This is a genomic window from Paenarthrobacter sp. NPDC090522, assembly GCF_044769225.1.
Lineage (GTDB): Bacteria > Actinomycetota > Actinomycetes > Actinomycetales > Micrococcaceae > Arthrobacter.
In genome coordinates this window covers 1-20989 of sequence record NZ_JBIVXL010000035.1, presented here as the reverse complement: position 1 = coordinate 20989, position 20989 = coordinate 1, and the positions used below count along the sequence as shown (strand labels likewise).

The 20989-nt window shown below is 64.3% G+C and carries 20 protein-coding genes; 13 read left to right on the top strand and 7 right to left on the bottom strand.

Annotation, left to right across the window (positions count from 1 at the left end):
- Window positions 1–115 precede the first annotated feature (115 nt).
- Complete coding sequence (locus ACIQT2_RS23410; RefSeq protein WP_402951546.1) at window positions 116–1309, bottom strand: glycoside hydrolase family 76 protein; 1194 nt, start codon at window positions 1307–1309, stop codon at window positions 116–118.
- Between the two features lie 153 nt (window positions 1310–1462).
- Here ACIQT2_RS23410 and ACIQT2_RS23405 point away from each other — a divergent pair, with 153 nt between their 5' ends.
- Both ACIQT2_RS23405 and ACIQT2_RS23400 read left to right on the top strand, forming a co-directional pair.
- On the top strand, window positions 1463–2254 hold the full coding sequence (locus tag ACIQT2_RS23405; protein ID WP_400336076.1) for an SDR family NAD(P)-dependent oxidoreductase: 792 nt from the start codon (window positions 1463–1465) through the stop codon (window positions 2252–2254).
- Window positions 2251–3474: an acyl-CoA dehydrogenase family protein gene (locus tag ACIQT2_RS23400; protein ID WP_402951543.1), complete on the top strand. Its 1224-nt coding sequence runs from the start codon at window positions 2251–2253 to the stop codon at window positions 3472–3474. Before ACIQT2_RS23405 ends, ACIQT2_RS23400 begins: the two co-directional genes overlap by 4 nt.
- Here ACIQT2_RS23400 and ACIQT2_RS23395 read toward each other — a convergent pair whose 3' ends face one another.
- The 3 genes from ACIQT2_RS23395 to ACIQT2_RS23385 form a co-directional block, all read right to left on the bottom strand.
- Window positions 3475–4299, bottom strand: coding sequence for a DUF1684 domain-containing protein (locus ACIQT2_RS23395; RefSeq protein WP_402951541.1), 825 nt, complete (start codon window positions 4297–4299; stop codon window positions 3475–3477).
- A gap of 193 nt (window positions 4300–4492) precedes the next feature.
- Window positions 4493–5878, bottom strand: a complete 1386-nt coding sequence (locus ACIQT2_RS23390; RefSeq protein WP_402951538.1) for an Ig-like domain-containing protein — start codon at window positions 5876–5878, stop codon at window positions 4493–4495.
- A 91-nt stretch (window positions 5879–5969) separates the two neighbouring features.
- On the bottom strand, window positions 5970–6713 hold the full coding sequence (locus tag ACIQT2_RS23385; protein ID WP_400336067.1) for a hypothetical protein: 744 nt from the start codon (window positions 6711–6713) through the stop codon (window positions 5970–5972).
- 150 nt (window positions 6714–6863) lie between these two features.
- On the opposite strand from ACIQT2_RS23385, the gene ACIQT2_RS23380 reads away from it, so the two are divergent.
- From ACIQT2_RS23380 to ACIQT2_RS23350, 7 genes are all read left to right on the top strand, one after another.
- On the top strand, window positions 6864–8423 hold the full coding sequence (locus tag ACIQT2_RS23380) for a zf-HC2 domain-containing protein (protein WP_402951534.1): 1560 nt from the start codon (window positions 6864–6866) through the stop codon (window positions 8421–8423).
- A 121-nt stretch (window positions 8424–8544) separates the two neighbouring features.
- The gene (locus ACIQT2_RS23375) at window positions 8545–9459 is read left to right on the top strand and encodes a PIG-L deacetylase family protein (protein WP_400336063.1); all 915 of its coding nucleotides are present in this window, start codon (window positions 8545–8547) and stop codon (window positions 9457–9459) included.
- Complete coding sequence (locus ACIQT2_RS23370; protein ID WP_402951531.1) at window positions 9459–10373, top strand: ATP-grasp domain-containing protein; 915 nt, start codon at window positions 9459–9461, stop codon at window positions 10371–10373. The genes ACIQT2_RS23375 and ACIQT2_RS23370 overlap by 1 nt, the downstream gene beginning before the upstream one ends.
- Window positions 10370–11647 carry a glycosyltransferase gene (locus ACIQT2_RS23365; protein WP_402951528.1) on the top strand — a complete coding sequence of 426 codons (1278 nt, stop codon included), beginning with the start codon at window positions 10370–10372 and terminating at the stop codon, window positions 11645–11647. Before ACIQT2_RS23370 ends, ACIQT2_RS23365 begins: the two co-directional genes overlap by 4 nt.
- Window positions 11644–12753, top strand: a complete 1110-nt coding sequence (locus tag ACIQT2_RS23360) for a hypothetical protein (RefSeq protein WP_402951525.1) — start codon at window positions 11644–11646, stop codon at window positions 12751–12753. The genes ACIQT2_RS23365 and ACIQT2_RS23360 overlap by 4 nt, the downstream gene beginning before the upstream one ends.
- 152 nt (window positions 12754–12905) lie before the next feature.
- Window positions 12906–15704, top strand: a complete 2799-nt coding sequence (ppc, locus tag ACIQT2_RS23355) for a phosphoenolpyruvate carboxylase (protein ID WP_402951522.1) — start codon at window positions 12906–12908, stop codon at window positions 15702–15704.
- Between the two features lie 20 nt (window positions 15705–15724).
- The gene (locus ACIQT2_RS23350; RefSeq protein WP_397323785.1) at window positions 15725–16030 is read left to right on the top strand and encodes a hypothetical protein; all 306 of its coding nucleotides are present in this window, start codon (window positions 15725–15727) and stop codon (window positions 16028–16030) included.
- Here ACIQT2_RS23350 and ACIQT2_RS23345 read toward each other — a convergent pair.
- Entirely contained in the window at window positions 16027–16668 is a 642-nt protein-coding gene (locus tag ACIQT2_RS23345) for a DedA family protein (protein ID WP_402951519.1), read from the bottom strand. The genes ACIQT2_RS23350 and ACIQT2_RS23345 overlap by 4 nt on opposite strands.
- A 75-nt stretch (window positions 16669–16743) precedes the next feature.
- On the opposite strand from ACIQT2_RS23345, the gene ACIQT2_RS23340 reads away from it, so the two are divergent.
- Window positions 16744–17283, top strand: a complete 540-nt coding sequence (locus tag ACIQT2_RS23340; RefSeq protein WP_402951516.1) for an O-acetyl-ADP-ribose deacetylase — start codon at window positions 16744–16746, stop codon at window positions 17281–17283.
- Window positions 17284–17293: 10 nt separating this feature from the next.
- Here the strand turns inward: ACIQT2_RS23340 and ACIQT2_RS23335 are convergent, their stop codons facing one another.
- Entirely contained in the window at window positions 17294–18223 is a 930-nt protein-coding gene (locus ACIQT2_RS23335) for a pseudouridine synthase (protein ID WP_402951548.1), read from the bottom strand.
- A gap of 160 nt (window positions 18224–18383) precedes the next feature.
- Here ACIQT2_RS23335 and ACIQT2_RS23330 point away from each other — a divergent pair, with 160 nt between their 5' ends.
- Both ACIQT2_RS23330 and ACIQT2_RS23325 read left to right on the top strand, forming a co-directional pair.
- Window positions 18384–19037: an ArsR/SmtB family transcription factor gene (locus tag ACIQT2_RS23330; protein ID WP_402951514.1), complete on the top strand. Its 654-nt coding sequence runs from the start codon at window positions 18384–18386 to the stop codon at window positions 19035–19037.
- Entirely contained in the window at window positions 19027–19719 is a 693-nt protein-coding gene (locus tag ACIQT2_RS23325) for an SRPBCC domain-containing protein (protein WP_402951512.1), read from the top strand. Before ACIQT2_RS23330 ends, ACIQT2_RS23325 begins: the two co-directional genes overlap by 11 nt.
- Window positions 19720–19725: 6 nt before the next feature.
- Here the strand turns inward: ACIQT2_RS23325 and ACIQT2_RS23320 are convergent, their stop codons facing one another.
- On the bottom strand, window positions 19726–20301 hold the full coding sequence (locus ACIQT2_RS23320) for a TetR-like C-terminal domain-containing protein (protein ID WP_402951509.1): 576 nt from the start codon (window positions 20299–20301) through the stop codon (window positions 19726–19728).
- A gap of 71 nt (window positions 20302–20372) precedes the next feature.
- Between ACIQT2_RS23320 and ACIQT2_RS23315 the strand changes: the two genes are divergently transcribed.
- Window positions 20373–20870 (top strand): DUF4188 domain-containing protein, encoded by a 498-nt coding sequence (locus tag ACIQT2_RS23315; RefSeq protein ID WP_402951507.1) that lies wholly within the window; start codon window positions 20373–20375, stop codon window positions 20868–20870.
- Window positions 20871–20989: the final 119 nt, after the last annotated feature.

The following is a 20989-nucleotide window of genomic DNA, read 5'->3' as shown; positions in this document are numbered from 1 at the left end:
CCACCCTCAACCTCGAAACCCCAGCCAACCGGCTTAACCAGCTGCTACAAGCGGCCTAACCCCCCAGCGTTGCTCCCACCCCTTGACTCCGCCCGGCTCAAAACGCGCACAAATGCTACTCAGTTGGGTGCAGGGTGGCTGCCGCTTCGAACGTCATCCACGCTTGCAGTTGGGTGGAAAGCTCGACGGCGGTACCCGGCGGATACGTCTCGCCCGCCGGCCGAAGGGGGTCGGGGGAGAACACTGGTTGAGATTGGGCTGCGTCGTCATCCTCGCCGGTGGCTGCGGCCCCTGACCCGTGGGCACTTGACCCGTGGGCACTGGGCTCGTGGCGGCCGGCCCAGAATGCTTCAGCCGTGGCCAGCACCATCTCCTTTGCCGTGGCGCGGGCCCCTTCAGGGAGTTGCCTGTCGCGGGCGGCCGCAGCCAGGTAGCGGACCAGGATGCCCGTGAACAGGCCGCCATCGCCGGTCCCTTGGCCGCGGATGATGGAGGTGCCGTCCACGGTCAGCCCACGTGCTGTTGCCTCGACGAGTTCCGCTGCCCTGTTGATGTTCGCGCCGCCGCCGAGTTCCAGCAGTGCTCCCAGGACCGGGCCCTGGTTGTAGGTGTAGATGGCGTTTTCCAGCACGGTTCCGCCATCCCGGATCCGCAGCCCATCCATGTAGAGGCCGTTGTCCGGGTTGAGCAGCTTGGTGTTGAGCCAATCCACCAGGACCTGGGCCTTATCCCGGTGCCCGGTACGGGCGAAATACAAGGCGATGGGAGCCGTGGCAGGGGTGTTCTTGAAGTCCCTCGCCGTGCTCCAGAAGGTGCCCCCGCCAAGGTCTTCCGTGGCGGCGGAGTTGAATTGCAGGGTGAGGGACCTGCGCACGTAGGCGTTGCGGCGGCGTCCGGGCTTGCGGGTTTCCTCCGCCAACTGGTCCAGTCTGAGCGTCGAAAGGGCCAGCCAGGCCATGTCGTCGTAGAAGTGGTTGACGAACCTGAAGCGGTTCCTGATCCGGACGGAAGTGACCAGCCGTGACGCGAGCCGTCCGGCGCTGGGGCGAGAACCGCCGTCGAACTTTGCTCCGGTGGCGAGTTCCCGGCGGCCGGTATCCACCAGGCAGTCCACGTAATGCGCTTGCCACCAGTAGTGCCACGGGCCGAAGAGGCTGCTTGCCCGCCACGGGACCTTGATGGCGCCAATGTGTGTGCCCGGGAGGAGGAACAAGCGCCTGCCGAAAGTGCGGGCCACCGAGCGGGCGGCGTGGTCGGCGCGATTCGCCCACTGGCTCGGAAGGGCTGGTGGTTCGGCGTTGCTCGGCATGGTCACAGCCTAGCGGCGGAGCCCCGGCCTGGCGGTAGGGTCCCGACGGGCCTTGGGCCTATCCAACGTGCGCTGGGTCACAATTCCAGTTAACATGCATTAACGGATTTTGGTCGTCGAAGGACTGCATCGCGTCTGCATCAAGGAGGATGGATGGACATCAAGGGCACAGTTGCACTGGTCACCGGGGGAGCGTCAGGGCTGGGTGCCGCTACCGCCAAGCGGCTGTTCGATGCCGGGGCGTCGGTGGTGTTGGTGGATTTGCCTCAGTCCGCCGGCGAGGCCTATGCGGCCGGACTCAACGAAAGCGCAACAGGGCAACAGGCTGTTTTCGCCCCGGCGGACGTCACCGACGAGGCCCAGGTCCAAGCGGCCGTCGATGCTGCCGCCGCGCTGGGAGTCCTGCGGATCGTCGTGAACTGCGCAGGCATCGCGACGCCGGGCAAGGTCCTGGGGCGGGATGGTGTGCTGCCCCTTGAAACCTTCAACAGGGTCATCCAGATCAACCTGGTGGGCACCTTCAACGTGGTCCGGCTCGCCGCCGCTTCGATGGTGCAGAACGAGCCCGTCAGCACGGAACTCGGCGGGCCGGAACGTGGAGTCATCATCAACACGGCGTCCGTGGCAGCATTCGAAGGCCAGATCGGGCAACCGGCCTATGCCGCCTCCAAAGGTGCAGTTGCAGCGATGACGCTTCCGCTCGCCCGCGAATTTGCCCGCTCCCTGATCCGGGTGGACACCATCGCCCCCGGGATCTTTGAAACGCCCATGATGGCGGGCCTGCCCCCGGCCGCCCAGGAGTCACTGGGACAGCAAGTACCGCACCCCGCGCGCCTGGGCCGGCCCGAAGAGTATGCCAACCTGGCCGCGCATATCGTGGAAAACGCCATGCTCAATGGAGAGACCATCCGCCTCGACGGTGCCATCAGGATGGGGCTCAAGTGACGGCCACCTTGACGGATTTGCCCGCGGCAGATTTCTTCGACTTTGAGTCGCTCCTCAGCGTCCAGGAGCAACGCAAACTGAAGGAACTCAGGGCATTCCTGGCCACCGAGATCGCCCCGTATGCCGGCCAATGGTGGGACAAAGCGGAGTTTCCCGAGCACATCCTGCCCAAGCTGGCAGCACTCCGGCTCAGCGCACCCGCCCAGCGCGGCTACACGCACCTGTTCGCGGGCCTGGTCATCGCCGAAATGACGCGCGTGGACACCTCCATCGCCACTTTCTTCATGGTCCACCACGACCTCTTCGTCGAATCGCTCTACGACTTCGGCAGCGACGCCCAGCAGGACCGCTACCTTGATGACGCCTCCAACCTCCGCACCACCGGAGCTTTCGCACTCACCGAGCCGAACCACGGCTCAGACGTCGCCGGCGGTATGGAAACAACGGCGCGGCGCGTCGCCAGGGACCAGTCCGACGGCGGCGACTACTGGGTGATCAACGGTGCCAAGCGCTGGATCGGGAACGGGACGTTCTGCGACTACATGCTGGTGTGGGCCAAGGACCAGGCCGACGGAGCGGTGCGGGGGTTCATTGTCGATGCCTCCCTGCCGGGGATCACCCGCAGCCGCATCGAAAACAAGGTGGCGTTGCGGACCGTGCAGAACGCCGACATTCTTTTCGACGATGTCCACGTGGCCGAGGCCGATCGTTTCGCCGGGATCAACAGCTTTGCGGACACCAACCACCTCCTGCGCGGCTCACGGATCATGGTGGCCTGGCAAGCGGTAGGCCAACAGTTGGCTGCCTTCGATATCGCGCGGCAATACGCCGTGGAACGCCTCCAATTCGGCAGGCCGCTGGCCAAGTTCCAGCTGATCCAGCAGCACTTGGTGGACATGCTGGGCAACGCCGTGGCCAGCATGGGGATGATGGTCCGGATTGCCCAATTGCAGGAAGACATCTTCACCGACGCTGCCGGGATGCGGCACGGTGGTGCCGATATGGCCCAGGTGGCACTGGCCAAGGCCTACTGCAGCGCACGGATGCGCGAAACAGTGGCCCTGGGCCGGTCCATCCTGGGCGGAAACGGAATCGTGACCGACTACGGGATAGCCAAAGTCTTCGCCGACGCCGAGGCGATCTATACCTACGAGGGTTCCTACGAGATCAACTCACTCATCGTGGGCAGGGCTGTCACGGGGGTTTCCGCCATCGCCTAGCTACAGGTCTTCAGGGAGTTTCTCGCCGGCCTCTACCCGGACATCGATCGAGTTTCCGCGCACCGGCATGGGGCACGTCCCGTAAGGAGTGAACGCGCTGGGGTAATTGATGGCCCGGTTGAAGTCGATGACTACCGATCCGTCAGGGCGTGGCTTGGGGATGAACACCTTGCGCCATTCGTCGGTGGTCTCGCCATTGGTCTCATCATGGAAGGTCACGTTGAGGGCACCCAGTTTCTCCTCTTCCGCGTGGAGCCTGATCTCGTGGGAAATACCCGGAGCATGGAACACCACCTCGCCCACCGAGCGGTGCAGCCCGTCCACCAAAGGGTTGGCGGTGCCGATGGGCACGTCCACGGGATGGTCGTACGCCTCGAACGTGCCTGTGATCACCCACTGCGGATCGTAGGCGAACGTTGGCACGCTGGTGAAGCCGGTGTAAACGGGCGAGCCGTTGTCCCTGGTGCGGATTGCATATTTGTCCGCACGGACGGCCAGTTCCACCACCACTTGGTGTCCCTCCGGGCCGCCGTACTGGACCCACATGAGCGATTCTTCGTCCTGGAGGGCTTCGGTGAACGTACCCACCGCAGGTTCGCCAGTGGCTACGAAGCTCAGCCCGTCGTCCGCGGTTGCTGTGAGAACTGCGCTGCTTCCGTCCGTTGACCACAGCCCGGGGGCAAGCTCCGCGGCAGCCGGTTCTTCCTCAAGCCACTGGAACGAGGCCAAGGTCAGCCAGCCGTGGTCCGATGCCAGGGCCGAATTCCGTCCGCTGCGGAACCTCTCCCAGCGGGCAAGTTGGGCATCCGTAGCGATGGGACTCATGGTTCTCCTTGGTTCTCGAGGCTCCGCTTGTGGCGGCTGTTCCTTCCCGTCAACCATGCGGGAAGGACAGGCATTCCCGCGGTGGAGCGGCTCACGCTGGCCCCCAACACATGCCAGCGCGAGCCCGTCTTAAGAGCGATGCGATGTGCCAGGGGGACGGCACATCGCATCGCAGTTCGTGTAGCCGGTGTTCCTAGTGGGAGCGCCGGCGTGCTGCGGACCTGGTTGCAACGAAGGCCAGCAGCGAACCCACAGCGAGGAATGCAGCGGCCACGAAGATGAACACCGGACCGTTGGCCCCCGTGGTGGCGAGCTGGCCTTCACTGCCACCTGCTGCGGGAGTGGTAGCCGTCGACGTCGGTACCACCACAACCGGGGCGGACGACGTGGTGCTTGCCGTGGGCTTGGGCGTCACGGTTGGCGTGGCCGTGGCGCTGGGTGTGGGAGTCGCTGTGGGTGTCACAGTCGGTGTGGGTGTCACTGTGGGCGTGACGGTCGGTGTGACGGTGGGGCTGGGTGTCACCGTGCGTGTGGGGATGGGGCTGGGTGTCACCGTGCGTGTGGGGATGGGGCTGGGTGTCACCGTGCGTGTGGGGGTGGGCGTTGCCGTTGGCCCGGAGGTGGCGTTGCCGTTTCCGTTGGCGTCAGTCCGCTTGGTCTCGGCGCCGATGTCTGTGGTAACGCCGGAGATGGTCACTGTTCCGGTGTTGGCGTAGGAGTCGAGGCCGGGGTCGGTCACTGCGGTGACCACAAAGAGTTCCACGCGCTCGCCCTTGGGCAGTCCCGTCCAGGTGGCCGTTACCTTCCCGGACGTGCAGTCGACTACTGCCGGGTATTTGTCTGTATCCATGGGATCGATGATGTTGCCGTCGGCGTTCAGAACGGTGCCGACGCGGGGCGTGATCTCATCGCAATCGATCTCCATGCCTTCGGCAGGCGTATCAGTCACTACTACGTCGTTCGTGTCCGACTTCATGGGCGGCATGTAGATGATCGATTCGAGGCGCGTTTGGTTGGCATCCGCCCACCACATGGCTTTGCCGGGAGTGAGGGGGACTGGTGCGCAATTGCTGGTGCATGGCGTGATGTCCACTGGTACGCGGAGCACAGTATCGCCAATGACGAAATCAAGCTGGCTGTGGCTGTCTGCGCCGGGAACCTCGGAGTACTGGGTAGTGAAGGAGCAGGTGCCGCCGATACCGAACGGGTGGGACTTCACAAAGTCGGTGAGGGTGAAGACCACAAGTCCGGAATCGTTGGCCTCAGCCTTGGCGACAGTCTCGCCGTCGGGGTTGTCCAGATCGAACGACGCACTGCCAAACCAGCGCAATTGGGGAGGCAGCTGGAGTTCGAAGGTGTCGCCGGGCTTGGAGTGGTCCGGCACGCTCCACTCGCAGGAGATATCCATCTGGTCCCACTGGCTTGTCACCACGGACTGCGTGCTCAAAGTGATGCGGGCATCCGAAATCACGGCGGCGTGGGCGGGGGCGGCGGACCAGACCAAGCCCGCCACCAAAAGCAGTAGGGCGAGTAGCGCGGTGGCCGCGGAAGCCGCCTTGAGACGTAACTGATTGTTCATAGGGAAATGGATCCTTCGTTGGTAAACCGTGGGCCGTCGAAAGATCAGTGACGCGGTGCCTGCTTTCGTGACGCCCTTGCACGGATTCCCGTCAATGCAGTTCAGGCCACCGCTCGGAGGTTCCGGCATCCTCCGAAAGCGGGTAGAGGCGCATCCGCGAAGGACTCAAGGAACCGGCTCCCAGGGCCTCCATGGCCGCCTTGCAGGCGGCCAGCCGTTCGAGGTTGGCTTCGCACACCTGGAACACCACGTGGATCGCGGAACTCCGGTAGGTTGCCATGGCGCCTGTCCCGCTGAGCTGGCGCTGCACCAGGGCGCCCAGTTGGACCAGCAACGTCCACCCGTGGCTTCGGCTGTCCGGAGGCTCGGGAAGTGCGATGACGGCCAACGCATGATGCCGGGAGTACTCGGGACCAGCGTTGTCCAGCTCCAGGAGATGGCGTTGGAAATGGGCCTGCGTGGCGAGGCCGGTGTAGACGTCCGTGCAGGAGATCGGCGGGAGCGCCTCGGCGCCTTCCACCCAACCCTCGGCCAGTGACTGGAGTGCGTCCACGTCGAGGTTCTGGTCTGCCGCGTCAAACAGGGCGCGGAAGTCCGTAATGGTTTCGCTGATGCCCACGCCGTTCCTCGCCCGGGCAGCGCCCAGCGACTTTGCCGTGGGCGCCGGCACCGTGGAGCGGGTTGTCAGCGACGTGACCACCGTACGGACTTCGGGCAGCAGCCAGTCGGATTTGAACCGCCATCCCTGCTGGTAGCTGGTGGTCTGCCATCTGCGCAAGAGGAGGTGCCGCGAGAACGTACAGTCGGCGATCGATTTTGTCCGGGACGAGGTCATACCGGAAGAGTGCGGCCATGCCGCCATTCATGACGACGTGCCGGGCAACTCTAATTCCTAAAAAGATTGTAGAAACGAGCGTCATGAGTTTGTCCTGCCATTCACTGCGTATGTATGGGCAAGATTTATTCGCATGTGGGGACGCCGTAAATGGCGCGGAGGACGCAGCACCCGGAGGAGGCCAGCGACGGGCAGCTTATTGCGTTGGTTCGGGGTGGGGACACGGCAGCCTTCGACGGCCTGTATGAGCGGCACATTTCCATCGCCTCTACCGTGGCCCGGCGCAACGTGGACAACCCCAGCGACGCCGAGGACATCGTGGCGGAAGCCTTCCAGTCCGTGCTGCAGAACCTCGTTGCCGGAAAAGGCCCGGATACGTTCTTCCGCGCCTATCTGCTGTCCACTGTCACCCGTCTGTCCCACCATCGGAACCGCAAGGCGGGCAGGACGCTCCCAAGCGGCGACGACTCCACCCTGGATCATGCAGTGGGCGAGCCCGACGCCGTCGTCAAGGCCTTTGAATCCCATACGGTTGCCAAGGCATTCCGCATGCTGCCGGAGCGTTGGCAGGCAGTGCTGTGGTACCTCGACGTTGAACGCATGAAACCGGCCGCAGCCGCACCCTTGCTGGGGCTGTCGGCCAACGCCGTTTCGGCGTTGGCCTTGCGGGCAAGGGAAGGCCTGCGCCGCCAGTACCTGCAATGCCATGTGTCGGAAGGCCCCACCCGGGAATGCGCCGAGTATGTTGCCAAGCTCGGCAGCTTCATCCGGGGTGGCCTTTCCGGGCCATCGGCGCGGAAGGTCCGTACCCACCTGGAGGGGTGCGCGAGTTGCACGGCCGTGGTGGCAGAACTCCGGGACGTGGAGGGGAGCATGAAAGCTGTGCTCCTGCCCTTGGTCACGGGGATTCCCGTGGCTGCGTGGGCAGCCAGCGGTTCCGGGCTCGGCATCATTGGAAGCCTCGCGGCTCCCGCCAAGGTGGCAGCCGTCGCGCCCCTCCTGGCCCAGCCGGTGGCCGCAACCATCATGACCGCCGCGGCAGCGGGACTCGTGTTGGGGGCGGCCGGAGTCATTGACTACTTTTCCCAGGGGACTCCTCCCGAACAACGGACCGTCCAGACCGCTGCCGTTCCCAGCCAGGCCACCGTCGTCCCACCGCCGGAGACCCCTGCTCCGTCGCCCAGTCCAAGTGACATTCCGTCCGTGCCGGTTGTTCCGGCTACAGAGGAAGCGCCGCCACCGGTTGCTGAGCCTGAGCCCCAAACCACCGCACCCGCCGTCGAACCTCCCGTGCCATCTGCCCCTGAAGTGACGCCCTCTCCCACGCGGACTCCAGAGCCACCGCCCAAGCGTGACGCCCAGCCGGCAATGGTCACCTCTTCCGTGGGGACCACAAAGGATGGAAACCCCTTCACCACGCCTTTCACCATCGAGTTCACTGTCTCTGGCACGGCACCGCTGGGCCGGGGGACTGCAGTGTTCTCGGCGCCGGATGGCGCGAGGATCGTCGGCGGGTCGCTCGAGGCTCCGGACGGTTGGCAGTGCTCCTTGGAGAACGAGTCCAAGGCCGTGTGTTCCACCGAATCGGCCAAGCGCCGGAACCTGCACTTTCACCTGACGGTCGAATCACGGCATCGAAGCGCGGAATCGCTGAGCTACGGCCTCGATGGGACTGGTATCCAGGAACGGCATTTCGTCCATAACTACTGACCAATTTTTGATGCGTGGATCACAAACCGATCCACATCATGAACTGGCCCTTGCATTCACTCATTCATGGCAAGACCCGGACGCGGGTTGGTACGCATCATCCACGTTATTTAGGGGAAGTATGAAGGCAACGGTGTTTGCCGTGGCAGGCTCGCTTGGCGCGCTTGCTGTGGTTTTGGCCTTGGTCCCGGTCGGCCGGAATTGGTTTGTTCGCAGGTTCAGGTCCCCGCATCGGCTGCGGTGGATCACTGCGGCCTTGGGAGCGCTGCTTATGGCAGCCCTGTTGGGCTGTGTTCTGAGTCCCGAGCATTTGGGCTGGTGCGCAGTGGTGGTGCTTTTGTGCGGTGCTGCCTTGGTGGTCGGCTTCCTGGTGGCACCAACACTACGGATTGATCACGCCATGGCCGCCCAACCCAGGCGCGTGCTGGCCATCGGAGCCCATCCCGACGATCTTGAGTTGGCCTGCGGCGCCACGCTCGCCAAGTTGGCGGACGCAGGACACGAAGTCCGGGCCATGGTGATGAGCACCGGCAGCAGGGGAGGCGACAGTGCAGCGCGCCTGTCTGAGGCATCCTCCGGTTCCGAGTTCATGGGCGTCTCCAAAGTCCAGGTACACGACTTCAGGGACACGAACCTGTCCCAGCACGGCCAGGAGATGGTCCATGCGATCGAGGCATTCATCAAGGAGTTCCAACCGGATGTGGTCATGACGCACTCGGGTCACGACTACCACCAGGACCACCAGGCCGTGCACAGTGCCACCATGCGCGCCGCGCGGCGCCACTCGTCCATCCTGTGCTTCGAAAGCCCGTCGGCAACCCGGCAGTTCAACCCCAGTGTGTTTGTGGACATTGCGGGGTACGTGGACGTGAAAATCCACGCAGTGTCCATGCACAAGGACCAGCGCGGCAAGCCCTACATGAGCGCCGAAAGGGTGCGCAGCCTGGCCGCCTTCCGCGGGTCGCAAGTGAAAACCACGTACGCGGAAGGCTTCGAACCCGTCCGTCTGCTTGGCTCAGCCGTAGGGGAGTTCTGATGGTCCGCTTCCTGGTGACAGGCGTGGGAGGTCCCGCCGGCAGTTCGTTGGCCCGCCAACTCATGGACCGTGGACATTGGGTCCTCGGCGTGGACATGCAGGCGGTGGACACCCGCTCCGCGGATATGGTGGCGAGGGTTTCCCGGTCTGGTGCGCCGGGCTACCTGTGGGAGCTGCGGGGGCTGATCGCCCAACACGGCATCCACGTCGTTGTTCCGACCGTCAGCGACGAGCTGGTGCTGGTCTCCGAGGCAAAGGACGATCTGGCACCGGGTGTCCGGGTGGTGGTGGCCGATGCTGCACCCGTCCGAACCGCGAACGACAAATTCCACACCATGACGTGCCTTCATACTGCGGGTGTTGACGTTCCACCCTTCGGGCTCCCCAGCAGTTTCGATTCCGTCCACCACGCCATGGATGTCCTGGGCGGCCCCCTCGTCGTCAAGCCGAGGGTTTCGCGCGGTGGCCGAGGGGTGCAGCTCCTGGAGCGGTTGATGGACGGGGGAGCCCGGGCGGCCCACGCCTGGGCCATGGCGGACGACACCTGCATTGTGCAGCGGTTTGTTCCTGGGACGGAATACGCACCAGTTCTCCATCGGACGGGCACCGGGACAGACGTCGTGGTGGTCCTGGAGAAAACCGCGCTCAAGGAAGGGCGCGTGGGCAACGCGGTTTCGGTCCGGCGCAGCGAAGCCTCCGCGGACCGGGACGTTGCGGCGCTGGCAGTGTCTGCAGTCGAAGCCCTGGGCTTGCAGGGTCCCGTGGATATCGACATCCGGCGGATGCCGGACGGTACCCCGGTGGTCCTTGAGGTCAACGCCCGCTTCGGTGCCAACAGCGCCCACGCCCCCGAACTCCTGGACAGTGTGCTTCGAGTGCATGCGCTGGAGCAGTTGTCGGGAAGGAACGCGTGACCATCCTCGATCTCGCACTGGCCTTTGTCCAGGTTGGCGGACTGATCATCCTTGGGTTCGGTGCCGTCAAGATTATCTACGTTCCGCTGGCGCTCTACTTCAACCGCGTTCACCGGCCCAGGCCGGTGAAACACAAGTATTCCGTCCTCAGCACCCAGCCGATGGTTTCGGTGATCGTCCCGGGCTACAACGAGGCTGTGGTCATCACCAACTGCGTGGAATCGATCCTCAGCAGCCGTTACTCCCGGTTGGAAGTCATCCTGGTGGACGACGGCTCCACCGACTCCACTGCAGAGATCATGGCCGCGCTCGCCGAGGAGTACCACCGCGTCAGGTTCATATCGCGCGCGAACGCAGGCAAGGGAGCCGCACTGAACACGGGCATCAAGGCGGCGCAGGGCGACATCCTGATGTTCGTTGATGCGGACGGCATCTTCGCTCCGGACACGATGCTCCACATGCTGGCGGGATTCGACCATCCCAAGGTGGGCGCGGTCTGCGGCGATGACCGGCCCGTGAACCTCAACAGGGTGCAAACCATGATGCTCGCCGTGCTCAGCCACGTCGGCACGGGGCTGGTGCGCCGAGCCCTCTCCCTGATGCACTGCCTTCCGATTGTCTCCGGGAACATCGGTGCGTTCAGGGCGGACCTGGTTCGCAGCGTGGGCGGTTTCCACGAGGACACCCTGGGCGAAGACCTTGAACTCACCTGGCGGGTCTACAAAGCCGGCTACCGGGTGAACTTCCAGCCCAAGGCGCTGGTCTACGCCGAGTCGCCTTCCACCATGGGAGGGCTGTGGCGGCAAAGAGTCCGTTGGTCCCGCGGCCTGCTCCAAACGCTTCGCCTGCACTTTGGGATGCTGGGCAAAACAACCTACGGGACGTTCGGGCTGTTCCTGGTTTTCAACGCTTTCACCATGGTGTTGATACCCATCCTGCAATTGTTGATCCTGGGAATCCTGCCAGTTCTCTACGCGGCAGGCAGGGGACCCATTCCGTGGGAAGTGCTTGCCATCCTGGGCTGGTTGGGCCTGTTCGTGTCCTTCGTTTTGATCGTCTTTTCCATCGGCCTCAACGGTTCCTGGCGGGATCTCCGGTTCCTCTGGACGGTACCGCTCTGGCCCTTCTACTCGGTTTTCGTAGGACTTGCCTTGGCCAGCGCGATCGTCAAGGAGCTGCGCGGCAGCCCGGCCCGGTGGAACAAGCTCCAACGCACTGGTGTGGTTTCGGTGACTGCACTGGACAGTGAATCCTTAAGGGAGTCCCTCGCATGAAACAGGTCATCTTGTCCTTCGCAATCATGGTTGCCACAGCAACTGCGTCCACAGTGATCATGGTGGCGTCACCGGGAGGGGGTGGTTCCCGACCCAGCGATCGGATGGTCAACCTTGGCTTCGAGGACATCGTCACCAAGGATCCACAGCATCTTCCCGAGCTTGCCAAACGGCTGGACTCCGTGAATGCCACGGCGGTCTCGCTTTCCGTGGGTCGCACGGACTGGACAGCCTTTCCGTGGGCCGGACGGCCGGGATCCTTCTCAGGCGAGGTGTCGGCCACCGGACGTGATTACGTTGCCGAGGCCATCAAAGCCGTGGGGACTTCGGCTGACGGAGAAAAACGGGACATTGTGCTGACCATCGATGTCCTCCTGGGCCGGGCGCTCCAAGAAGACCCGTCACTGGCAGGCCGCGATGTGCATGGCCGGGCGTCCACAAGTTTTGCCGGCGTTGCTGCCCTGCGGGCCGGTGCGGCGGGTGCCCGGCTCGTTGCCTTGGCCGCCGAGGTTGCCCGGAAGTACCACCCCACAGCAGTGGACCTGACGGAGTTGATGTTCGACGATTTCACGTTTGGGCCCGATGACCTGCAGGACTACAAAGCCACCACCGGCCAAGCGGACTGGCCCCGGCTGGGCAACGGCTCCATAGACACTGCGGATGCCCACATCAGGACGTGGCGCAGCGAAGCGATGGCGGACATCGCCCGGAAAGTGAGTGCCGCCGTCGAGCCCTTCGGCGTTAAGGCCGAAACGGATGTGCGGAGTCCCACGAAGTCCGCGTCCGGGGACCGGGCCGAGAGCGGGCATGACTACGATCTTCTCCTCAAGCAGGTGGACCGCCTCCATGTGTGGCAGTACGTGGGGCTCAATGATGAGCGTGCGCCCAGCACGGAGGAATTGGTGCGCGCCATGAACCGCAGGGCCGGTTCCCGGATGTCGCTGTCGCTGGGCATGTGGGCCAACGACGGCATTATTTCGGCCGACACGTTCCGGAACGCGCTCAAGGATGCCGCCCGGGGCGGGGCGCAATCCGTGTCCGTGACGCCCGCAAGCCTCATGGAAGGAGCCCACTGGGAGGCCTTGAAGGAGGCTTGGGCGGAGTAGCCCGGACGTGTAGCCCGGACCATGCCAGAATCTGAGACACATTCCCGCAGCCCAAGCCGCTGCGGGTAATATCCCTTGGGAAACATAAGTAATAGGGCTCACAGTATCCAGCGCAGTGTACGAGCCAAACCACATCCCGAAGGTAAGTATCTATGGTTCACACTGCCCCCCAAGACACCGATCTCGCTGCGGAACTCCGCGCCGACGTACGCCGGGTTTCCACCCTGCTGGGTGAGTCCCTGGTACGGCAGCACGGACCGGATTTGCTGCAGCTTGTGGAGCAGGTCCGGCTTCTCACCAAGGAATCCAAAGAGGCCGCGCGCGGCGGCGCCGATGCTACGGGTCCGTGGAGCGCGCACGACGTCGTAGCCCAGGTCCGCGAGCTTCTCGCCTCCCTGCCACTCGAGCAGGCGACCGACCTGGTCCGTGCCTTCGCGTTCTACTTCCACCTGAGCAATGCTGCCGAGCAGGTGCACCGCGTGCGCGGTCTCCGTACCCGCCAGGAGAAGGACGGCTGGCTCGCCAAGGCCGTCTCCGAAATCGCGGGACAGGCCGGCCCGGAGGTGCTCCAGGACGTGGTCAACGAGCTGGACGTCCGTCCGATCTTCACGGCCCACCCCACCGAGGCCTCGCGCCGTTCGGTGCTGGACAAGATCCGCAAGCTCTCCGACGTCCTGGCCCAGCCGACGCTGGAGGGCACGTCCGCCCGCCGCCGCCAGGACCGGCAGTTGTCCGAAATCATCGACCAGATGTGGCAGACCGATGAGCTGCGGCAGGTGCGGCCCACCCCGGTGGACGAGGCCCGCAACGCCATCTACTACCTGAACAGCATCCTCACGGACGCCATGCCGGAAATGCTGACCGACCTTGCCGAACTCCTGGGCGAACATGGCGTCAAGCTTCCGTCCGCCGCGGCCCCGCTTCGCTTTGGATCCTGGATCGGTGGCGACCGCGATGGAAACCCGAACGTCACCGCCGCCGTGACCCGGGAAATCCTGCAGCTGCAAAACCAGAACGCAGTGCGCATTGGCATTGCCCTGATCGATGAGCTGATTTCCGTCCTGTCCAACTCCACGGCGCTGTTCGGGGCGGACCAGGAACTCCTGGACTCCATCGAGGTGGACCTGAAGAAGCTTCCGGGCCTGGACAAGCGGGTCCTGGAGCTCAATGCGCAGGAGCCCTACCGGCTGAAGCTCACGTGCATCAAGGCCAAGCTCATCAACACCGGTCGTCGTATTTCGGCGTCCACCCACCACGAACCGGGCCGCGATTACGCCACCACCCCGGAGCTTCTTGCCGAATTCGGCTTGCTCGAATCGTCCTTGCGGAACCACGCTGCCGGCCTGGTGGCCGATGGTGCGCTGGCACGCGTCAGGCGAGCCCTCGCGGCTTTCGGCCTGCACCTTGCCACCTTGGACATCCGTGAGCACGCGGATTACCACCACGACGCAGTGGGCCAGCTCGTTGACAGGCTGGGCACCGAAAAGCCCTACGCATCGCTCACCCGTGAGGAACGCTTCGAGTTCCTGGGCGCCGAGCTGGCATCCCGCCGTCCACTTTCGGGCCACCCCATCAAGCTCGACGGCACCGCTGATGGCACATACGACGTCTTCCGCAGCATTCGCCAGGCCTTGAACACATACGGTCCGGACGTGGTGGAAACGTACATCATCTCCATGACGCGCGGCGCTGACGATGTTCTTGCCGCGGCCGTCCTGGCCCGCGAAGCCGGCTTGATCGACCTCTTCGGTGCCAAGCCGCACGCCCGGATCGGTTTCGCGCCGCTCCTGGAAACCGTCGAAGAGCTCCGCGCCTCGGCCGAGATCGTGGACCAGTTGCTGTCCGATCCGTCCTACCGTGAACTTGTCCGCTTGCGTGGGGACATCCAGGAAATCATGCTCGGCTACTCCGATTCCAACAAGGAATCCGGCGTGATGACCAGCCAATGGGAGATCCACAAGACCCAGCGCAAGCTGCGCGACGTCGCTGCGAAGCACGGTGTCCGGGTGCGCCTTTTCCATGGCCGCGGCGGTTCCGTGGGACGTGGTGGCGGACCTACCTACGATGCCATCATGGCCCAGCCCAACGGTGTGCTCGAAGGCGAAATCAAGTTCACGGAGCAGGGCGAGGTCATCTCGGACAAGTACTCGCTGCCTGAACTTGCCCGCGAAAACCTGGAGCTCTCGCTGGCGGCCGTGATGCAGGGTTCGGCCTTGCACCGGACTCCGCGCACCTCTGAGGACGAGCGTGAGCGGTACGCGAACGTCATGGAGACCATCTCCGACGCCGCCTTCGCCCGTTACCGGGCTTTGATCGACGATGAGGATCTTCCGGCCTACTTCCTGGCGTCCACTCCGGTGGAGCAGCTCGGTTCCCTGAACATCGGTTCGCGCCCGTCCAAGCGCCCGGATTCGGGTGCGGGACTGGGCGGCCTGCGTGCCATCCCGTGGGTCTTTGGCTGGACCCAGTCCCGCCAGATCGTCCCGGGGTGGTTCGGCGTCGGCTCCGGCTTGAAGGCTGCCCGCGAGGCCGGCAACACGGAACAGCTCACGGAGATGATGGACCGTTGGCACTTCTTCCGTTCCGTGATCTCCAACGTGGAGATGACGCTGGCCAAGACGGACATGGAGATTGCCGGGCACTACGTTTCCTCGCTGGTTCCGAGCGAGCTGCACCGCCTGTTCCATATGATCCGCGACGAATACGAGCTCACGGTGGCTGAGGTCGAGCGGCTGACGGGAGAACTCGAGCTCCTCGATGCCCAGCCAACGCTCAAGCGTTCGCTCGAAATCCGCGACCAGTACCTGGATCCCATCAGCTACCTGCAGGTGGAACTTCTTCGCCGCGTCCGTGAAGAGTCCGTCTCCGGAGCGGAGATCGACGAACGGCTCCAGCGGGCCATGCTCATCACCGTCAATGGTGTGGCCGCCGGCTTGCGCAACACCGGCTAAGCCACGGCTAGGCTAGTGGGATGCCATCGTTCCAAACCAAGCTGAAAATCACGGGCCTCAAGCCGGGCAATGCTCCGGAGTCCGTGATGGCTGCCGCCGTGGAAGCCCTGGGTACCAGGCACCACGTGGAGTCGAACCAGTTGGATATTGTTGGTGGCGTCCCACAGATCAGCCTGCGGTTCATGGTGGATGCGCGGGACTACACAGGTGAGAACCACGAGGCCCGGACGTCGGCTGCCATGATGCGTGACGCCGTCGAACGCGTGGCCCTGACCGGCAGCCTCTACGTGCTCCGCCGGAGCCGCGGGCGCTGGTCGCCTATCTAGGACTGCTGGTCAGGTTGCGGCGCGTCCCCGTCGAACGGTTCATCGACGGGGGAGCGGTCACCGCGGCGCCGGGTGACGATCACGCCCACCACCACGCCGATCACCAGGCCCACGCCCACACCGATCAGCGAACTGGCCCAAAACGGCAGCTTGGTGGTGGACCCGGTGAAGTATCCGAGGCCCACCTGCCACAAGGCCCACAGCACGCCGCCGAGTCCTGCGCACAGGCTGAAGCCGCGGACCGAAACATTGGCAATGCCTGATGCTGCGGATGTGGCCAGCCTGCCACCGGGAACGAATCGTGCGCCGATGATTGCGCCATAGGCGGAGGAACGCCCGGCCTTGGCGATGGTTTCGTGGATGGCCACGTGCACCTTGCGGCCCCACGACCAACGATCCAGCACATGGCTGACGCGCCGTTTGAACAGCAGGTACACGGCCATGTCGCCCAACCAGGAGGCGAAGGCGGCCAGCAGCAGGATCAGCCAGAAATTGACGTGGCCCTCGGCGGCCAACGCGCCCCCGGTGATGACCACCATCTCCGAGGGGATCGGCGGAAAAACGGCATCACCCAGCACGAAAGGGACCACCCACAAGTAGATGGCTGATCCCCACGTGTCCGGGGAAGTGAAGTCCATTGGCACAAAATACCGCACTTGCCACCCCACCCGCTGGCTCTTGCCGCTTCGCCCGGGCGGCGGAAGACTGGCGGAATGCGGATCGAGATCATGCACGGGGACGTGACCACGCGCGGCGTCGACGCAATCGTCAATGCCGCCAACTCTTCACTGCTCGGTGGGGGAGGAGTGGACGGAGCCATCCACAGGGCCGCCGGGCCTGAACTCCTGGACGCGTGCCGGGAGTTGCGCCGCACCCGACTGCCGGACGGGCTTCCGGTGGGTGCCGCCGTCGGGACGCCGGGTTTCCGGCTCCCCGCGCGCTGGGTGATCCACACGGTAGGGCCGAACCGGCATGCCGGACAAACCGACCCCGAAATGTTGGCCTCGTGCTTCCGCGAAAGCCTGGCGGTGGCAGGGGAACTTGGCGCGCGGAGCGTCGCGTTTCCCGCGATCAGCGCCGGAATCTACGGTTGGGATGCCCGCGTGGTTGCCGAGGTGGCGCACGACGCCGTCAAGGCCTTTTCGGTGTCGGGTTCCGGAGGTGCCGCCAAGGGCAGCCCTTTGGACCTGGTGGAGTTCGTGCTGTTTTCGGAGGATACGACGGCGGTCTTCCGCGCCGTGTTCGGCCGTTGACCCGGCTCGGCTAGCCGTGGGCTTCGCTGAGCGTGAGCTGGCTCCGGTATTCCACGGGTTTCCTGCTGATGGGGTCCACAAAGCGGATGCCGCGGGCCAGGAGTTGGAGGGGTTTGGCGTAGTCGTCCGGTGCTTTGTCCAGGAGGTCCGGGTAGAAGGCGTCGTTGACGATTCCCAGGCCGAGTGAGGCCATGTGCACACGGAGCTGGTGGGTTTTCCCGGTGTGGGGTTCCAGCCGGTACAGCGCACGCGGCCCAGCGCCGCCGTCGAACGTCCTGGTCTGTTCGATGCGCGTCTCGGCGTTCGGTTCGCCGTCCACTACCTCCGCGAGGAGGTAGCTGCGGGACTTGGTCATGCGGTTCCGGACCAGGGCAGGAAATTCGACGGCGGGATAGCCCGGCGCCGGCGTCGCCGCGGACACGCACTCGTATTCCTTCTGGACCTGGCGCTTTTCGAAGAGCACCTGGTACTTACCGCGCGTTTCCGGATTGGTGGAGAGCAGGAGGATTCCGGCGGTCATGCGGTCAAGGCGGTGCATGGGAATGAGGTCTGGCAGGTTCAGGAGATTGCGCAGCCGGACCAGGGCCGATTCCTGGATGTAGGTGCCGCCCGGGGTCGTGGGTAGGAAGTGGGGTTTGTCCACCACCAGGATGTGTTCGTCCTGGTGGAGGATGGTGATTTCCACGGGCAGTCGGGTCTCGGGAGGGAGGGTGCGGTAGTACCAAATGAAGGTGTGGTCCTCCAGCTTGGTGGTCCGCGTGAGCGGCACGCCGCCTTCGCCAACTATTTCGCCGGCGTCGAAGCGGTCCTCGATTCCCTGCGGATCGATGTGTCCCCAGCGATGCATCATGTAGTCCATCGCTGTGTCCCACGGTCCCTCGTCCGGGAGGCGGAGGCGCGTGGCGTTGACGCCGTCGCGCACGGGGAGGGGGGATTGCATCACCGGATAATTCTACGTTGCTTCCGTTGCGGGGCCCGCTCTGCGCGTTATACCGATGCCGGGGAGGCGGTGGGGATGCCGGGTGGGCCTCATACATTCGTTCCTACCGAACACAAAAAAGTTCTTGACAAAAAAAGTTGTCGGTAACCATACTTGAATCATGTTGGATATCGAAGTGATCGAGGACCCGGCCGCGGCGGAGGTTTCGCTGGACCCGATCCGCACGCGCGTCCTGCAGGAGCTGGCCCAGCCGGCGTCGGCCACGCAGCTCGCCGCTAAGGTGGGCATGCCGCGCCAGAAGGTCAATTACCACCTCAAGGCCCTTGAGCAGCACGGCCTGGTGGAGTTGGTGGAGGAGCGGCGCAAGGGCAACGTCACGGAGCGCGTTCTCCGGGCGACTGCGGCTTCCTACCTCATATCGCCGGTGGCCCTGGCCTCCGTGGCGCCGGATCCGCGGCGCTTTGCGGACAGGTTCTCGGCCTTTTGGCTCCTCTCGCTCGCCTCGCGAACCATACAGGAGATGGGGAAGCTGATCTCCGGCGCCGCGGCGGCGAAGAAAAAGTTGGCCAGTTTCGCGATCGACGGCGAGATCACCTTCCGCTCGGCAGCCGACCGCGCCGCCTTTGCGGAAGAACTCGGCGTTGCGGTGACGCAGCTCGTGGACAAATACCACGACGGCGGTCCGTCCGCCGCGGCGGGCGGCGGGCGCAAGCACCGCCTCGTCGTCGTGCTTCACCCCGCACTCAAGAACCCCTCAGAAACCACAGCAGGCAGTGACCTCACAGCAGAAAAGGACCAGGACAATGGCAAATAACCGTGAATTCGAAATCGTGGCCGATACCGAGCTTCCCGGAACTCCCGAGCGGGTGTGGCAGGCCGTTACGGTAGACACCCCGGCATGGATGTTCCCCACGGACCAGTGGCCGGCTGTCCGGACCGTCGATGAGTTCCCGGGACATCTCGTGACCCGAATGGATGGGCCTGACGGCTGGTTCAACCAGTTGGAGCACGTCCTGGAACCGGTGGAGGGTGGCCGCGCCAAGCTGCACTACGTCCACAGCGGGATCTTCGCCGACAACTGGGATGAACAGTACGACGGCGCCAGCAAGCACACTGAGTTCTACCTGCACACCTTGGGCCAGTACCTGGAGCACTTCGACGGCCGGCCGGTGGTCTTTACCGACATCCAGGCCCCTGGCTCCTCGCAGGCTGCGGATGGATTCCGGCGGTTGAAGAACGCGCTCGGCGTGGAGGGATTGGCCGCGGGTTCGACGTTCGACGTGGACCAGGAAGGCTTGGGGCAATTGAGGGGCGAGGTGGACTTTGCCAATGACAACTTCCTTGGCCTGCGCACGGATGACACCCTGTACCGCTTCTTTGGCCGCAACGCCTTTGGGGCTCCCGTAGGCATGACGGTCCATGATTTCAGTGGATCCGGGGACTCCGAGCTCACGGCGAAGGCCTGGGGAGCATTCCTGGAGAACGTGTACGCCTAGGAGGTCCTAAGCTGCCCAGGCCCGGGCAACTCCTTCCAGCGCTGCCTCGTAGATGGCCGCCCAGTCCGTGCCGGGTTCGTTCATCTGCGCCAGTTCCAGGCTCACCAGCCCATGGACCTGCCCCCAAATGGCCATCGCCACCGTTTGGGGGTGGTCCTCTTTAAGCCTGCCCGCTTGCTGCGCGGAGGTAACCGCCTCCACCAGGGGGGCCATGGACGCGGAGGCGACTTCCGGCGTCGGGCTGCAGTCAATGTAGGCGGCCAGGGCGCCGCTGAACATGAGCCGGTACAAGGCCGGATGCGCGAGGGCCCAGGTGCGGTAGGCGCGGCCAAGGCCCAGGAGGCCGCCCTTTGAGGCGTCGCGCTGGGACTCGCCGAAGGAACGGAAGCCGTCGTCGACGGCGGCCGTCAACAGTTGCGCTTTCCCGCCGAAGAGGGAGTAGATCGCCGTCGTGGACGTCTTCGCGGCTGCCGCGACGTCCCTCAGTGTCACCCGGGCGGGGCCTTCGCGGTCCACGAGCTCCGCGGTGACTTCCAGTAGCCGTTGGCGAACGGCGTGGTCGTGAACGATGGGTCTTGCCATGCTTACAAGTGTTTCATAACATTGTTTCGTAACGCCGTTATGAAACCAGGAACAATGACCGAAGGACTGACATGGCACAGGAGATCTTCCCTGGACGTTTCACGGCTGACATCGGCCGCGACAACATCACGGTTTTCCTCATCGGAATGCGGGCCAACCGCTGGTGGAAGACGGGCCGCGTTGCAAAGGTGGCATCCGCGATGCCTGTGATGATGCAGCACTTGGCCCGGAATCCTGAGGCCGGCCTGCTGGGGAGCGAGCAATGGTTTGGCCGGACCACCATCCTGCTCAGCTACTGGGAGAGCCCCGAACATTTGCGGAAATTCGCCGCGGACAGGGAATCGCCGCATCTGGGCCCGTGGCGGAAGTTCATGAAGGAGATCGCGGGCAGCGGGGACATCGGGGTGTGGCACGAGACGTACCAGGTGCCTGCATCCGGGATTGAAGTGGTGTACAACGGCATGCCCTTGTTCGGCTTGGCCAAGGCGACCTCGCACGTTCCCGTGGGCCCCGGCAGCAACACGGCGAAGCAGCGCATGGGCTCGGCCGCGCGGGTGGCCCCCAACTAACTGGCACTTGTTGTTGTTTTGAGCGCTTCGAATCATGCGGTGATCGCAACACCTGATTATTGAAGGGTGTCGATTGCCGTGGTGAAGTTCTCGAATCGTTTGGTTTCTGAGGTTGTTCA